This window comes from Flagellimonas abyssi, assembly GCF_019457905.1.
GTDB classification, from domain to species: domain Bacteria; phylum Bacteroidota; class Bacteroidia; order Flavobacteriales; family Flavobacteriaceae; genus Flagellimonas; species Flagellimonas abyssi.
In genome coordinates this window covers 144,314-159,272 of the sequence record NZ_JAHZSV010000012.1, presented here as the reverse complement: position 1 = coordinate 159,272, position 14,959 = coordinate 144,314, and the positions used below count along the sequence as shown (strand labels likewise).

The 14,959-nt window shown below is 37.4% G+C and carries 15 protein-coding genes; 11 read left to right on the top strand and 4 right to left on the bottom strand.

Going from position 1 to position 14,959, the window contains the following annotated elements:
* The first annotated feature begins 30 nt into the window (after positions 1-30).
* From rpe to K1F36_RS10235, 4 genes are all read left to right on the top strand, one after another.
* Positions 31-690 (top strand): ribulose-phosphate 3-epimerase, encoded by a 660-nt coding sequence (gene rpe, locus K1F36_RS10250; RefSeq protein ID WP_220113724.1) that lies wholly within the window; start codon positions 31-33, stop codon positions 688-690.
* Entirely contained in the window at positions 690-1,670 is a 981-nt protein-coding gene (locus K1F36_RS10245) for a YpdA family putative bacillithiol disulfide reductase (protein WP_220113723.1), read from the top strand. Before rpe ends, K1F36_RS10245 begins: the two co-directional genes overlap by 1 nt.
* 89 nt (positions 1,671-1,759) lie before the next feature.
* Positions 1,760-2,179: a DoxX family protein gene (locus tag K1F36_RS10240; protein ID WP_220113722.1), complete on the top strand. Its 420-nt coding sequence runs from the start codon at positions 1,760-1,762 to the stop codon at positions 2,177-2,179.
* Between the two features lie 5 nt (positions 2,180-2,184).
* Positions 2,185-2,658 (top strand): glutathione peroxidase, encoded by a 474-nt coding sequence (locus tag K1F36_RS10235; protein WP_220113721.1) that lies wholly within the window; start codon positions 2,185-2,187, stop codon positions 2,656-2,658.
* Here the strand turns inward: K1F36_RS10235 and K1F36_RS10230 are convergent.
* The 4 genes from K1F36_RS10230 to K1F36_RS10215 form a co-directional block, all read right to left on the bottom strand.
* Complete coding sequence (locus K1F36_RS10230) at positions 2,655-3,695, bottom strand: ATP-grasp domain-containing protein (protein WP_220113720.1); 1,041 nt, start codon at positions 3,693-3,695, stop codon at positions 2,655-2,657. The genes K1F36_RS10235 and K1F36_RS10230 overlap by 4 nt on opposite strands.
* Positions 3,696-3,700: 5 nt before the next feature.
* Complete coding sequence (locus K1F36_RS10225; protein WP_220113719.1) at positions 3,701-4,417, bottom strand: NRDE family protein; 717 nt, start codon at positions 4,415-4,417, stop codon at positions 3,701-3,703.
* Entirely contained in the window at positions 4,405-4,890 is a 486-nt protein-coding gene (locus tag K1F36_RS10220) for a DinB family protein (protein ID WP_220113718.1), read from the bottom strand. The genes K1F36_RS10225 and K1F36_RS10220 overlap by 13 nt, the downstream gene beginning before the upstream one ends.
* 105 nt (positions 4,891-4,995) lie before the next feature.
* Positions 4,996-5,442, bottom strand: a complete 447-nt coding sequence (locus tag K1F36_RS10215) for a YHS domain-containing (seleno)protein (protein WP_220113717.1) — start codon at positions 5,440-5,442, stop codon at positions 4,996-4,998.
* Positions 5,443-5,662: 220 nt separating this feature from the next.
* Here K1F36_RS10215 and K1F36_RS10210 point away from each other — a divergent pair, with 220 nt between their 5' ends.
* The 7 genes from K1F36_RS10210 to K1F36_RS10180 all read left to right on the top strand — a co-directional run bounded on the left by K1F36_RS10210 (position 5,663) and on the right by K1F36_RS10180 (position 14,611).
* Entirely contained in the window at positions 5,663-6,229 is a 567-nt protein-coding gene (locus tag K1F36_RS10210) for a hypothetical protein (RefSeq protein WP_220113716.1), read from the top strand.
* 187 nt (positions 6,230-6,416) lie between these two features.
* The gene (locus tag K1F36_RS10205; RefSeq protein WP_220113715.1) at positions 6,417-8,813 is read left to right on the top strand and encodes a 7TM diverse intracellular signaling domain-containing protein; all 2,397 of its coding nucleotides are present in this window, start codon (positions 6,417-6,419) and stop codon (positions 8,811-8,813) included.
* 321 nt (positions 8,814-9,134) lie between these two features.
* Positions 9,135-9,278: a hypothetical protein gene (locus K1F36_RS10200; protein ID WP_158657163.1), complete on the top strand. Its 144-nt coding sequence runs from the start codon at positions 9,135-9,137 to the stop codon at positions 9,276-9,278.
* 172 nt (positions 9,279-9,450) lie between these two features.
* The gene (locus K1F36_RS10195) at positions 9,451-10,623 is read left to right on the top strand and encodes a carboxypeptidase-like regulatory domain-containing protein (RefSeq protein ID WP_163636102.1); all 1,173 of its coding nucleotides are present in this window, start codon (positions 9,451-9,453) and stop codon (positions 10,621-10,623) included.
* Positions 10,624-10,654: 31 nt separating this feature from the next.
* The gene (locus K1F36_RS10190; RefSeq protein ID WP_163636103.1) at positions 10,655-12,610 is read left to right on the top strand and encodes a hypothetical protein; all 1,956 of its coding nucleotides are present in this window, start codon (positions 10,655-10,657) and stop codon (positions 12,608-12,610) included.
* Positions 12,600-13,787, top strand: coding sequence for a zinc metalloprotease (locus K1F36_RS10185; RefSeq protein WP_163636104.1), 1,188 nt, complete (start codon positions 12,600-12,602; stop codon positions 13,785-13,787). The genes K1F36_RS10190 and K1F36_RS10185 overlap by 11 nt, the downstream gene beginning before the upstream one ends.
* On the top strand, positions 13,784-14,611 hold the full coding sequence (locus K1F36_RS10180) for a carboxypeptidase-like regulatory domain-containing protein (RefSeq protein ID WP_163636105.1): 828 nt from the start codon (positions 13,784-13,786) through the stop codon (positions 14,609-14,611). Before K1F36_RS10185 ends, K1F36_RS10180 begins: the two co-directional genes overlap by 4 nt.
* Positions 14,612-14,959 lie beyond the last annotated feature (348 nt).

Below are 14,959 nucleotides of genomic sequence, written 5' to 3'. Positions count from 1 at the left end.
TATCTTTGTAGGGAACGAGTTGATTCTTACATGAGCAAAAAAATTATTGCACCTTCGCTATTGGCTTCGGATTTTGCCAATTTGCAACGCGAGATAGAAATGGTGAACCAAAGTGATGCCGATTGGTTCCATTTAGATGTTATGGACGGTGTTTTTGTGCCGAACATTTCCTTTGGAATGCCTGTGATACAGGCTATTGCCCAACATGCAAAAAAACCGTTGGACACACACTTGATGATTGTTGATCCTGACAGATACATCAAAACCTTTGGGGATTTAGGGGTAGACCATTTAACCGTTCATTACGAGGCTTGCCCCCATTTACACAGAACCCTACAGGCCATAAAGGCAGAAGGAATGAAAGCCGGAGTGGCCATAAACCCGCATACCTCGGTAAAATTATTGGAGGATACCATTCAGGATATTGATATTGTTATCGTGATGAGTGTTAACCCTGGGTTTGGAGGTCAATCCTTTATCGATAACACATACCAAAAAGTTGCAGATTTAAAGCAAATCATCAAGCGTAAGAATGCAAAAACCCTGATTGAAATTGATGGAGGGGTAAATGCGGACAATGCCAAAAAATTGATTGATCATGGAGCAGACGTTTTGGTAGCTGGCAGTTTTGTTTTTAAAAGTTCCAATCCGACCCAAACCATTAAGAAGTTAAAAGAAGAAATAGCGTAATGCAACAATTTGATGTTGTCATCATAGGGGGCGGCCCCATTGGAATTGCCTGTGGCCTAGAAGCCAAAAAACAGGGCATTTCATACATAATACTAGAAAAAGGACCGATTGTAAACTCTTTGTACAACTACCCTGTAAACATGCAGTTCTTCTCCTCATCCGAGAAGTTGGAAATCGATGAGATTCCGTTCATCAGTAAAGAGGCAAAACCCAAACGCAACGAGGCTCTGGAATATTATCGCAGGATTGTTACCTCGAACCAGCTCAATATCCATCTTTTTGAAAAGGTGGTCGACACAAAAAAACAAGGAGATACTTTTTTGGTGAAAACCGATAAGGATGAATATGTGGCCAACAATGTTGTGGTGGCCACGGGATTCTACGACTTGCCGAACAAAATAAATGTTCCCGGCGAAGACTTGCCCAAAGTGTCCCATTATTATAACGACCCACACTTTTTTGCCAGTCAAAAATTAATAGTGGTCGGTGCCAGCAACTCCGCAATCGATGCGGCCCTGGAATGTTGGCGAAAAGGTGCGGAAGTCACCCTTGTTATCCGTGGTTCGGAAGTGGGGCCACGCGTAAAATACTGGGTGCGCCCCGACATCATCAACCGTATTGAGGAAGGCAGCATTAAAGCCTATTACAATTCCACCGTAAAAGAAATCAAGGCACATGAGGTCATAATCAACACTCCGGAAGGTGAAGTTATTTTGGAGAACGATTTTGTCCTGGCACTGACCGGGTACTGTCCCAATTTCACCTTTTTGAAAAAATTGGGCATTGCGTTATCTGACGACCCAAAAAGATTGCCCACGTATGACCCAGAAACCATGGAGACCAATGTGGATGGTCTATTCTTGGCAGGTGTAATCTGTGGAGGCATGGAAACCCATAAATGGTTCATTGAAAACTCTCGGATACACGCGCCCATCATTATGAATACCATTAAGAATAAAAATTCAGTTGGCAGAGGATAAATCTTGATTTGAGATAATATTTGTTGTTTTTCCGAAAAAGCTTACCCATTGATATGACTATCTTTAAGGGAATCTGAAAAAGCTTTCAAATGAAAACAAGCACCACACAAAATGTATTTAGGGTCATCCTTGGCCTCTTAATGATTATGGCTGGGATTGGCCACCTCACTTTCCAACGAGAGGAATTTCAGGCACAAGTGCCACGATGGTTGCCCACAAGCGACGCTTTTATGGATTTTGCGGTGGTAGCTTCTGGCGTTGTTGAGATTCTTCTGGGACTTGCCATGGTCCTTTTGGTCAAGTACAAAGTAAAAGTAGGTATTGTGCTGGCCATTTTCTATGTATTGATATTCCCCGGAAATATTTCGCAATATACCAATGGCATTGACGCTTTTGGACTGGATACCGACCTCAAGAGGCTGATTCGCCTATTTTTCCAGCCTGTATTGATCCTTTGGGCCCTTTGGTCCACCGGAGCATTAAAATACCTTATCAACAAACAAAAATAGCACCTATGGAATTTTATAATTTTGAAGCGGAGCGCTTGGACGGCACACCAGAGTCCATGGAAAAATACAAGGGCAAGGCCATAGTGGTGGTCAATACGGCCAGCAAGTGCGGGCTTACACCGCAATATGAAGGTCTGGAAACACTCTATAAAAATTATAAGAACCAAGGATTGGTGATTTTGGGGTTCCCATGCAATCAATTTGGGAACCAAGAGCCGGACAGCGCCGATGATATACAGGAATTTTGTCAAGTAAACTATGGGGTAAGCTTCCCCATGTTTGCAAAGGTTGATGTAAATGGCAGCGGTGCACATCCCATTTTTAAATATCTGAAATCAGAATTGAGTGGCTTATTGGGCGGAAAAATCAAATGGAACTTTACCAAATTTGTTATCGATAAAACTGGTAAGCCCGCAAAACGATTTGCGCCCACGACCGAGCCCAGTGCTATGGAAAGTTATCTTCAGAAAATCCTTTAAAACCTTAATTGTGCCTGCAAAGCGCCGGTTTGTTTTAGCATGGCCCTACCATCCTTAAAGCTTAAATAAGTATGGCCTGCCTTTTTATTGGCAATGCTAATTTCACACAACATGCCCCAATGGCGCGCAACCTCTATCCAAGCCCAAATCAGTGAATGTTTGGGGTCGTAGATATGGGTGGCCTCTCCCCCTGCCCCATTCACTTCAATAATGCTAAAATTCTTTCCTTCACAAAGCTCTTCAAAAGTGTTATAGAGTACATCCAATCTCCCATAATAAAAGCCTTCCATCTGGGAACAGACCTCATCAATGGTCTGTACCAATTCAGTATTTATTTTATGGCTGATGTCCACAAACTTCGCCCCACGTGTATGGCTTCCATAGGGCACCAGAATAAATTCTTCTCCCTTGGCCAACACATTTTGAAGTTGAGCACCAAACTTCCGTTCTAAAACCTTTAACTGCAAGTGGCTACGCGGATTCTTTTTGATGAGTTCCAACATAGTGCTTTCCCCATCCCCTGTGATAGCTAAAAACTCTTTAGAGACTACTCCAGTAATTTTTCCTCGATTTTCGCCCGGTTTACGCACATAAAATATACCTACTTCCTTTTGATATGGAATTAAATCCTGTACCAAAAAATGGGAAGGTGTCCAGTTCGCATATTTTTGAAATTCATCTTTATCATGGATTTTTTCCACTCCAAAAGCCTTCATTCCAATATCTGGTTTAGCTATAAAGGGAAAACCGATGCCATGGTCCAGTACTCGCTCCAATGCCTTCCCTGGTGCAACATCCTTATCAAAAAAGAGCGTTTGTGGAATAAACTCCGCAGGAATCATGTTGTAAATCTCCATTTTGGATATCATGGCCATCCCCCCATTCCTCATACTGGGATTGGCAGCATTAAAAAAGAATAACGAACGCGCCTTAATCGAATAATACAGCCAAACAGGGGCCATGGGATAATAAATCAGCCAAAACGGCCAATACTCCCAATGGGTGATGCGGTGACATAGCAGTTTTAGCGAGTCCATTACAATTAAAACGTGAGTTGACTTGGTGAGAAGGGAACTTCAAAAAGTTTATCGTTCAATAAATCGAGATGGCGCATCACAATTTCATCATCATCTAAAACAGCCTGGGTAACGCTAAAGGTTTTGAGACCTGTCTCCCGGTCAATGATAAATCCGTTTTCGAAATCATCGTGATTATTGGAGTGAAAATCAACCACGGTGCTAGCAGTGATATGGGAATTTCTTTCTACAAATTTTTGAAATAAATTTCTTCGGTGTTCAATCACTTCATCTTTGTATAGTGTTGCAGAGGACCAAATATGATTTTTTGTTGCATCCAACGGTCTATAATATTTTTGATGTCCATCCCATCTAAACTCCAACAAACTTCCATTGAACAAAATCAGGGTAAAGGGTTCTATGTTGAAGAGTTCTATCTCCTCGAGTAAATCATAAGGTTGCTCGGATGCGATTACATCCAATAGCACAAGGCCACGACTACGCGCATAGTTCCCCATTGGCACGTGATTCACAAAACCGCCATTAAGGAGCACGGCCACCAAACCATTTTCATTAAGTGCAAACCAAGTACCGCCAGCTTTTGGGTCTTTTGGAAAAAGCACCTTTACGGAACCTATGATTTCCTCCTGCGGCCGCAAGGCCAATGGCCTGGAAACATGTTCATCGCGGTTGGAAGTAATGAAATGCTTACCTCCTGAATAAATGAAGCTTACTGTGCACATACCTTTCTGTATTCTATGGTTGATGGAGCAACCCCAAAGGATTCCGGGATTTCTTGGGTCGAAAAATGCCTTACACCTATCTTGATCAACGCCTGATGATGAATTGTATGCTCCAAATTATACATGACTTCCCTGAAATAATTTGAATCCAAGCAAACTTCTTCGTCTGCCAATTCATAAGTGACTTTTATTGCCTTGTTCGGTTTCGTCAAATTCATTTGGATATACGTCAATTGTTTCAATGCAAAGTCAACATCTTCTTCAATTTTGGTGTTGCGTTCCCGTTTATCATAGGAAACATCTGCCACCTCATATCCATTGATCAAACAGAGGTACAGTTCTATAATGTGGCGGGTGTGCTGCCCTATAGTGGCGTTGGAAAGAATTTGGCAGGTTTGCGAGTAACATCCATTGGGTAATTCTGACAGTACTTTTTTGAACTGCTCCAATGTTTTCAAAGAAGATTTGAACATGATGGTGGATTCTTTATAATTCGTTTTTTGATTTATGAGTATAAGATAAAAAGAAAATTCAAGGTTGAATCCCGGTATGGTTTCCGATTGGTCAAAAGCTTATATTCAATTTTTGATAACCTCCCAGTTTTCGTCCGCTTTTTGTCGCAGTTCTTCCGGCGATTCGTTCAACCAAAACTCTAAGGTGTTGTTTTTTCCCTTGTTGTAGAAAAGGTAGAGCTTCCCATTCCTGATTTCATAAGTTTCTGGATCTACGTTCACTTTTTTGCCATTCACAGCGACTGCATAAGCGCAATAGCCACCATATTTTGGCAAGTACTCCAAAGGGCTTTCTTTAAACCTTTGTAAGTTTCTTGCATTGTAGAACTTAAACTTAGTCCCATCAAAAGTTGTGGAGAACTCTTCTTTTCCTTCCAATGGAGCTTTATCAAAGTAAGAGACCACATCGTAACCTTGAACAGCATACCCGCTCTTGGTATTATAATCAATGGTTTGGGAAAAACCATATGTACACATCACTAAAAATAAAAGAACAATGAATTTGTTGATCATAAGGAATTAAAAGTTTAACCCTTTAATAGTCCTTAAAGCCATCAATTCCTTTCAAGCAAAACCGAGATTACCAAAAAAAGATGTTCATTTTTATCATTTTGCAGGCTTGGTTAAACCATTCTGCTGCTTCAAAGCATGCATCCGTCAATTCATAATCCACATCCATCAATTGGCCCCCAAATCTCTTAAAACCAAGACTTATATTTATTTAAAAAAAAACATGAAAACCAATTGTGTCCTTTTAAGAAAATCAACCCACCATTTTTTATTGATTCTTGTGCTGATTTTATTTTCGTGCTCTGGGGAAGATGGCGAAACCGGCCCTGCCGGTAAAGACGGTAAGGATGGCAATGCCAATGTATTTGCTTCCGATTGGATACCTATTATTTGGACATGGAAAAATCTTGAGACAGGAAATGCCATTCTGGATATTCCGGTTGATAACTTGGAATCGTTTACTAAAAACGGGGGGATAGTGCTTATGTACTATAAAAATGGTACATACTCGAGGATTCTACCTTATAACTTTTCCGAAAATGATCATTTTGATTATGTCTTTGGTAAGTTTTCCGAAAACCAAAACTATCAAACCAAAGCGTTCGAAGGCTTCAGGGTTTTCTTTGATGGACAACCAATTACCATAAACATTATTCAATCTGAAACAGAGAATTATGGCATACGTTATGTTTTGGTTCCTGCTTCAATTGCTTCAACAACTGGTGTATCCAGTAACAGTTCCGCGGATTATGAGAAAACTATGGGGCTTTTAAGACTAAATCCAAACTAATAACAGACCGCGAATAAAGGTATCTCTTTGTAAAAACTTCTGTTCATCGAAGTTTCTCTCAATTACATCCAAATTTGGCCCATTCACACCGGCCTTAATAATAAGTGTAGCATCCATACGTTTAAAATACAAACCAAACTAACAGGATTCTGTTTTCCAAAAAAACAGTATCAGTAAAACCTACTTAATGTATCAAATGTCCCCCCCAAGGCCATTAATATGGTTAATTGCATTATTGCTTACTTCTATTTCTATTTCCAACGCACAGTTTTCGCAAAACGAAAACACCACGGAAGCAATTTCACTTCGCTCCATAACAACAGTTTTACTGGCAGGGCAAAAAAATTATAGTTTTGAGGAAATAAGAGACAATCCAAGTCTGAATTTTGTTCCGCTCTCCGGTTTGAAAGAAAACTTAGGTTTTTCCAATGATAACTATTGGTTGAAGTTCAGTCTACATAACACAGCGGATGAATTTGAACAATATTACTTAGAAACCGCACGTCCAATAACAGATGTGGTCAACCTATACCTTGTCGATGGAACTGGCGATGTACAGAAACAGTTCAGTGGTGATAAAATTCCATTTTCAAAAAAAACCGTTCAGCACAGAAAGTCCATTTTTGATATTGAACTTAAACCAAACCAAAAAGTAACCGCCTACATCAATCTTAAAAGTGATGGAGAGGTTGTAATGCTGCCCATGGATCTGTACAGGGAAGGAAACTTCTTCAACTTGACCTACAAGGAACAGGTTTTTTATGGTTTCTTTTATGGCATTTTGGTCTTGGCGAGCATTATTTACCTCTTTTTCTTTTTTGCCTTAAAGGACAAAGCTTTTGTTTACTATGCCTGTTATGTGCTCTTTATTGCTTTGATGCAGTTTTCGCTGGACGGCTTTTTTCATCAATATTTTACCCCTGAGGGCGGATGGCTTTCAGATAGGGCCGTGTTGTTAACGGCACTTACCTCACTATTTTTCTTTGGCAAGTACGGCGACGTGTATCTTAACCTAAAAAGGAATAGCCCTATTTTGCACATTACCAATAATATAATGGGAGCTTCCATCATCATAGGTATGCTGATTCTGGCCTTATCCCCCAATTTTGAATACTGCTACCCTTTGGCCAACGGCATAGGAATCTTGGTCTTGCTTCAAATGATTGTTTCTTTGGCGACTTTAAAACTGAAAAAAGTACCTGTGGATTCCTATTTTGTAATAGGTATCAGTTTTTTGGTCTTGGGTTTTGTGGTCTTCATTCTAAACAATTTCAACACTATAGAAAACTCATTTTTCACTAGCAACGGAACCAAATTTGGAATCGGTCTGGAAATTATATTTCTATCCATATCGATGAGCAACAGAATCAGGGATCTTAGAATGGAGAATGAACAGAACCAGTTGTTGGCCTTACAACGGGCCGAAGACATGAACGAAATCAAGTCTTCGTTTCTATCGAACATCAGTCACGAACTCCGCACCCCGCTAAACTTGATCATGGGTGTGGCCACATCGCTTCAAGAAAACAAAGAGGAGGAAAATCTTGATGAAAAATGTAAAATGCTCTTGAGCTCCTCGAAGAACTTACTGGGAAACATTGAAGACATCTTGGACTTTACCGTTATTGAAAAGGGCAATCAAGAGTTGCAAGAGGTTCCTTTTGACTTGAATTCCACGCTGACCAAAATCTTAAAGTCACAAGAGAAAAAAGCGCTTGCCAAAGGTTTAGAATTCAACATATCGATTTCAGATAATTTACCGTCCAGAATTGTGGGCGACAAAGCGAAACTGGCCCAAATCCTTAACCATCTTTTAGATAATGCCATCAAATTTACCAATAAAGGAAAGGTTGAAGTCGAGGTTTTATGTACTCGAAATGGCGAAAACAAAGCCTCGATACGCTTTAATATAAAGGACACCGGCATTGGCATCTCCAAAGAGAAGATGAGCACTATTTTTGAATCGTTTACCAAAAAATCCTTTATGGACAAACGCGAGTACAGCGGATTAGGATTGGGACTTTACATTGCAAAAACCTATGTAGACCTTCAAAGCGGCACTATTGATTTACGACAAAACACCGATTTGGGCACGACCTGTGAACTAACGCTAAATTTTGAAATCGATGAGGACCAGATAATAGTTGATGAGGAATCAAAAGTAGAAACCCCATTTAATAGGGAAATCGGTAATATACTCTATGTAGAAGACAACAAAATGAACCAGACCGTGGTTAAATTGCTTTTCAAGAAAAATTGGGCCAATGCCAACCTTACTATTGCCAACCACGGTAAAGAGGCATTGGAAATAATGAAAGAGCAAAGTTTCGACATTATTTTGATGGATTTACAAATGCCCGAGATGGATGGTTTTGAAACTACTTCGATCATTCGAAATGGCCAAGCGAACTGCGACCCCAAAGTTCCCATTATAGTACTAACGGCCGACAACACCAGTAGCACACGAAAGAAGATATTTGAGCTGGGAGCGAACGATTTGGTCACTAAGCCTGTAAACGGTCCGCTGCTCTTCTCAAAAATGAGCAAAAATGCCTTAAACAAGGCAATTGGTAAAGTTGCATAAAAACAAAAAAGCACGCTTTAAAAGCGTGCTTTTTTTATTGTGACCTCAACGGGACAGAGTTCAAACTTTTTGAAGGAGGATATCGAAACTATTATCGCTAAATCATTTAATATTAGAAATACAAAGGAGGTCACTGAATTTAATGATATCCTACATTTTTAAGGAAGGCTACAAAACAGTATTGTAATAATTGTAGTGGATTTCATTTTAAGAAAAATTTTGAATAATCTGAACCCAGATAGTGTCAATTTAAAAAAATATTCATAAGTTTAATACTACAAATAGAAAGGCATTTTATTGCATTAACCTAAAACTATAATTATGAACAAAAGTGAGGATTTAAAAAACTTCAAAGTCGAAGAACTAGAGCAAAGATTAGAGATGGCAAAGTGGAAAAACGAGAGTAATTATGCTTGTACAAGTGGTGATTGTAGAGGCTATATTGGAGCTAGTTACACTTTCTAAACCTATCAAACTTTTGTCATCCGGATTCATGATAAATGAATCCGGATTTCTTTTGCCCTAATATCCTATATAATTTCTTTATTAATTCGTTGCAATTCAGCTAAATAATTCAAATAGATGTATATTGTTCTAAACGAATTAGTCTTAATATTTACCAAAAGATGCCTGATTTATGAAAAAGATATACTTTATTGTCTTTTTTCTTGGGAGTATTCATCTACATTCTCAAATAGTATTGGATTCGATGACCAGGGAGCCAATACAGTTTGCCCACATCACTGATGAAAAAGGTCAGGGAACAACCACAAACGAAGTTGGGAAATTTTCAATTGATTATTTTGTCGAATCCAATAATATAGAATTCTCTCATTTAGCTTATCGAAAAAAAAATATCAAAAAAAATAACTTAAGTAAAAAGGATACAATTTGGTTGAGTCCTTATATTATCAGTTTGGAGGAGGTCTTTGTTAGGGGAGAAACCGCAAAGGATATTATAATAAAAGCTATTAAAAGCATCCCACAGAATATAATATCGAATCCATTTAATCTTTATGGCTTTTATCGTGAAAGTGTACAGGAAGATGGAAAAGGCGCTATGTTAACCGAAGTTTCCTTTATGACTTATAATGAAGGAGACAATAATCCCCAAGGCTATCAAGCAGAAATCATTCAGGGTCGTCGAACAGAAAACCACACAAAGCTAAATTTAGATGCCGTTGGGGGCATAGCCACGATTGTTCGGAACGCCGATATGGTACGTTCAAAAAGCAGAATGTTCGATATTGACAATCTTTCAGACTATACTTTCAAATATGTTGGAGAAATCGAATCTAGGGAAAACCCTATTCTCATTATCGGGTTCTCACCATCAAACGACAATATCTATAACAACAATATGGGTAAAATTTATATTGAAAGAGAAACCATGGCAATTGTTCAGATAGAAACGCAAAAAGATCCAGAAAAAATTAAAGCGATTGTGGCATCATCCCTTGAGGGGAAAAAATCAAAAAAGCCTGTATTTATATTAATAGAGGCAAAAGCAACGATAAAATATCGTAAAGTCCATGATAAATACTTCCTTTCTTTTGTTGAAGTGGACAACGTTAGGAACGGCATTTTAGGCCAAGAAAGCTACAGGTACAGTTCAAACGCCAAATATATATTGACGCTTGTAGAACACATATCACCAAAAAAGTTGTCTACTAACTACGATGTTGAAGAAGGATTTAACAAACAAGTTATTGCAATACCAAAGTTGGAAGGCTGGAATGAGAACAATACAATGTTCTTTAGTGAAGAGGAAAGAAAGATATTAAAGGACATAAGGGATTTACGTAATTGATTTTTAAGAAAATTATATAAACAGTGATTGGTTGATAAGTACAAAATATTTTTTTGATTACAGAGATGACAATCTTTTCAAAGAAGCGATTGAAAATGTACAGATATACTTGAATGGGCTTGGCTATCCCAAGGAAGTAATCGATAATATTTGCTACCAAAAGTTTATCCGGAACAACCCTGATTACTATTTATATTACCCATATCTTTTCAATTCAGCTTTCGATTTTTCTGATAAAGAGGTGTTGGATATGTTGTCAATCGCTGGATTTCTTTACTATCGGTCCATTATTTTGATGGACGATATTTTTGACAACAAAAAGGAAACATCGAATTTCAACGTCTTTCTAACAATTAATATCTGCCAAGAGGAAACTGTCAAGATATTATCGACTTTCTTTGAAACTGATTCTGAATTTTGGGATATATGGGGCAAAAGAAAATTTGAATATGTTAAGGCTTATAAATTGGACAAGCAAAGCCACAATATATCTTCGTTTGCGGAATATGAGGTTTTATGCGATTACAAGTCTTCTTTTGGAAAAATAGCGATAGACGCACTATTTGTACTTACAGGGAAACATTATCGAAATGAATACCAAAACGTTCTTAAATCGCACAAGGATTTTTATGTTGCTTTTCAAATATTGGATGATGTTTCAGATTATGAGGAAGACTATATTAATCAGCAGTTCAATATTTCAAAAAACCACTTAGAAAAGAGAGTCGATGACATTGAATCATATAGTTTAGGTGATCAAAAAAAGCTTCTTTATCTGGAAGGTGTGGCCGAAGAACTATACTTAAAGGCTTATGAACATATTATAAGGGCCTTTGAATTTGTGAGAGATTATAAAGCGCCCAGATGGAAGGATGAATTGCAGCGGATGCAAAATACAATCACAATAAACAACCTGAATATAAATGGATATATAAGATTTAATAAATACTTGAAATCAAAACATATTGATAGATCGAGTAATGGTTCAGGCAAAATAGAAAATTCCGAAGTCTTACATTATTTATTTGAAATTCAAGAAGAAGATGGTAGTTGGACAGATTATTTTAATGATGCAGGGAACAGTAATGTTTGGACTACTTCCTTTGTATGCTATTTTTTATCTCACTGGTACAAGTCCCATTTTGATTTGAGTAAATCAAAGGAGTTTTTACTTTCCAATCGCTATGAAGAAAAGAATTTATGGGGATATAATTCAAACTGGATACCAGACGCAGACTCTACGTCCTTCACAATACTTGCCTTACATAGTCTGGGAACTGATTTCTGTGAAGACGAACTTGAAGAATGGTTCAGTTTTCAAAATGAAGATGGAGGTTTTTGTACCTATAGAAATGAAAAAGAGCTATTGGCTTCACTAAACACCAAGGAAGTTAATAACGTTGAAGGTTGGTTAAATTCACATTTCTGTGTTAGCGCTGTTGCATATTTAGTTTTTTGTCAGCTAGGCATTAATAATGATAAAAAACGAAAATTGGAGTCATTTCTAATTGATAAAATCGAAGATTTAGATGAAGTACCATACTGGTGGACCAGCAGGGATTATGCAATTTCTTTCTTGGTGTTAGCATGTTGTATCAATATGAATAAAAAAATATTCAACCTTTGTTGCAATGAATTAAATAAAAAATCCAATCCTGTCAAGGATGGGGCTCATAATATATTTTATGTTGCCTTGTGCCTTTTGAGCAGAATCAAGTCCAAGCATATTTTTAATTATGATAATCTGCCTGATAAACTTTTGTCGGAAATTTTGTTAAATGCCCAATTAGAAAATGGCTCATGGAGGGGAAACTATTCTATGAGAATACCCTCACCGGATATATTAGATCCTGAAAAACAAATCTATGGATGGAAAAAGGATAATAAAGGAACAAACATTGTCTTGCAAGACTTTAATGGGGTGTTCACTTCTGTTGTCTCTTTTGTTGCATTGGAAAACTATAAGTCGAGCCTAAATGGACGTTAAAAGCAAAATACCTGTTTTATCACCGAACATTGAAATCCTTCCTTTTGATAAGAACGAGTTTATCATAAAACAAACTGAATATGGACATCGCATAAATGTCAATAAAGATACTTTGGATATAATTAAATTAGTGGACGGTAAACGGAATCTTCAAAAGATAAATGAACTTTATGGTATACACAAAGGTGTGTCTGCCAATCTGCTTGACAATTTATTATTTGGTACCTTGGCCACTTACGGGATTATAGAATCAGCAAATGTTGAAATTAAGAAAATAGGAAAGCCCTCTTATTTAAAGCTAAGTTTCACATTGCTAAAGAATAAGACCATATTGCCAATAGTGAGGCTTATGTCCCCATTGTTCTCAGATAAATTATTTTACTTTTTACTGGCTATTTTTTCTTTGGTCGTTTTTGGAACATTAATCGCTCATTTTAACTCCATCAAAATAGGTCTTGAAAATCTCAACTTTGGTCAATGGGCATTATATATTTTATTTGCAGGTACAGTGTTGTTTTTCCATGAAATGGGACATGCTGCCGCCTGTCATCGATTTGGTGCTAAATTTGGGGATATTGGATTCGGTTTTTACCTACTTTCACCAGTGATGTTTGCCGATGTTTCAGATATATGGAAATTAAAACCGAATAAAAGAATCATCGTGAATCTATCTGGAATCTATATCGAATTACTGATTGCCTCCATATTGGTTTTATTTTTTTTTATAACTCGGACAAACAATTATTTAGTATACAGCTCGGCCATATCATTGTCATTGCTGGCTAATTTGAACCCTTTCCTTCGTTATGATGGATATTGGGTATTATCTGATATGATTGGGGTTCCAAACCTAAGAATGGCATCAAATAAAATTTTAAAAAAGGTTTTTCAAAATGAAACATCTATTCGTCACTTGAGAGGCAAAGATTTTTTTTTGGTATTTTATGCATTGACGAGTCAAATACTTATATTAATTGTACTAGGCGGAATATTGCTTTATGATTCGAATGGTATAATAAAATTCCCGGAAAATGTTTTTACTTATTTATCAGAGGTATTTTCAAGACGCTCAAGACCAAAATTCTCGGATTTGTATAGGTTTATATTACCCATCATTTTTTATGTTACTGTATTCAGTTTTCTATTTTCATATATAAAGGAGCGACAAAAAAAATGAAAACCTATAGTAAACATATAATTTTTTTTGCTTTACTCTTCACAATCTCTTTCGGATTTGGTCAAGAGACTCGACTTATTTTAAATGGCACGGTCAAAAGCCTTAACACTGAGGTTGAAGGCGTACACATTCTAAACCTTACTAGCAAGAGAGGGACCATAACCGATTCGTATGGACGTTTTTCTATAGGTGTCATATCAAAGGATACACTATTATTTTCATCTGTTCAACTAAAGCATAAATATCTGGTTGTAACAGAGGATATTTTATCCTCCAACCATTTGAGGATAGATTTAGAGGAGCTTATCAACGAATTGGAAGAAGTGGTTGTAAGACCATATAATCTGACTGGAATCTTGGACAAGGACATTTCAGCATTAAGGTTATCAAAAAATGTTGATGCTTCTTCTTTGGGGCTTCCCAATGCCGATGTGAGGGTCCTTTCCCAATATGAACGAAAACTGTTTGAAGCTGATAATGGAAAGTTTGTTAATTTGTATGGACACTACTTTGGATTGGGAATTAGCATCAATCTGCATAAAATTCTAAATAGAGCATCGGGGAGAACCAAAAAGCTAAAAAAATTGGTAGAACAAAATGAACAAACTATTAAATTAGAGGAGTTTGAGTATTTGTTCAACGATTCCCTTCGATTGCAGGAATTAAAAATCCCCTTTTCAAAAAAAGAACAATTTTTCGTTTATTGTCTCGCTGATTCCAATTTTGTTGATCTCATAGAAGCCGAAGACCACTTGGGAATATTAGAGCTTATTAAGAAGAAAAGCAAAATATTTATATCAGAAAACCGACACCAACCTTTTTGATTCGGATGCTTTCGCACACTTCGAATCTTTAGCCTGATTCTAGTCCTAGACCCATTTTGAAGTACTCGATTGGGGCCTTTACTTTGCTCTGTAAAACTAACTCAAAAACGTAATAGAGCAAAATTTCCGAATTACTATAAATTCGTAGAAACGAATTCCTCTGTATGTAGATACCCAAAAAAATTAAAAATTGTCATCAAAATACTGGATTTGGAAACGCCGGACATAGTATACCACCCTCGCCGGGTTAAAGTGACCATAGCTGGCCGGACGAAAGTGACCCACCCCCGCCGGGCCAAAGTGACCCACCTTTAGATTAGATCTATCTGTAAAAAGTCTAAGTGCTTT

Excerpts from the sequence above, each read along its gene's own strand:
- K1F36_RS10200 (WP_158657163.1), top strand. The coding sequence starts at position 9,135 with ATGAACAAAAGTGAGGATTTAAAAAACTTCAAAGTCGAAGAACTAGAG.
- K1F36_RS10235 (WP_220113721.1), top strand. The coding sequence starts at position 2,185 with ATGGAATTTTATAATTTTGAAGCGGAGCGCTTGGACGGCACACCAGAG.
- K1F36_RS10240 (WP_220113722.1), top strand. The coding sequence starts at position 1,760 with ATGAAAACAAGCACCACACAAAATGTATTTAGGGTCATCCTTGGCCTC.
- K1F36_RS10180 (WP_163636105.1), top strand. The coding sequence starts at position 13,784 with ATGAAAACCTATAGTAAACATATAATTTTTTTTGCTTTACTCTTCACA.
- K1F36_RS10185 (WP_163636104.1), top strand. The coding sequence starts at position 12,600 with ATGGACGTTAAAAGCAAAATACCTGTTTTATCACCGAACATTGAAATC.
- K1F36_RS10215 (WP_220113717.1), bottom strand. The coding sequence starts at position 5,442 with ATGATCAACAAATTCATTGTTCTTTTATTTTTAGTGATGTGTACATAT.
- K1F36_RS10245 (WP_220113723.1), top strand. The coding sequence starts at position 690 with ATGCAACAATTTGATGTTGTCATCATAGGGGGCGGCCCCATTGGAATT.
- K1F36_RS10205 (WP_220113715.1), top strand. The coding sequence starts at position 6,417 with ATGTATCAAATGTCCCCCCCAAGGCCATTAATATGGTTAATTGCATTA.
- K1F36_RS10195 (WP_163636102.1), top strand. The coding sequence starts at position 9,451 with ATGAAAAAGATATACTTTATTGTCTTTTTTCTTGGGAGTATTCATCTA.
- rpe (WP_220113724.1), top strand. The coding sequence starts at position 31 with ATGAGCAAAAAAATTATTGCACCTTCGCTATTGGCTTCGGATTTTGCC.
- K1F36_RS10210 (WP_220113716.1), top strand. The coding sequence starts at position 5,663 with ATGAAAACCAATTGTGTCCTTTTAAGAAAATCAACCCACCATTTTTTA.
- K1F36_RS10225 (WP_220113719.1), bottom strand. The coding sequence starts at position 4,417 with ATGTGCACAGTAAGCTTCATTTATTCAGGAGGTAAGCATTTCATTACT.
- K1F36_RS10230 (WP_220113720.1), bottom strand. The coding sequence starts at position 3,695 with ATGGACTCGCTAAAACTGCTATGTCACCGCATCACCCATTGGGAGTAT.
- K1F36_RS10220 (WP_220113718.1), bottom strand. The coding sequence starts at position 4,890 with ATGTTCAAATCTTCTTTGAAAACATTGGAGCAGTTCAAAAAAGTACTG.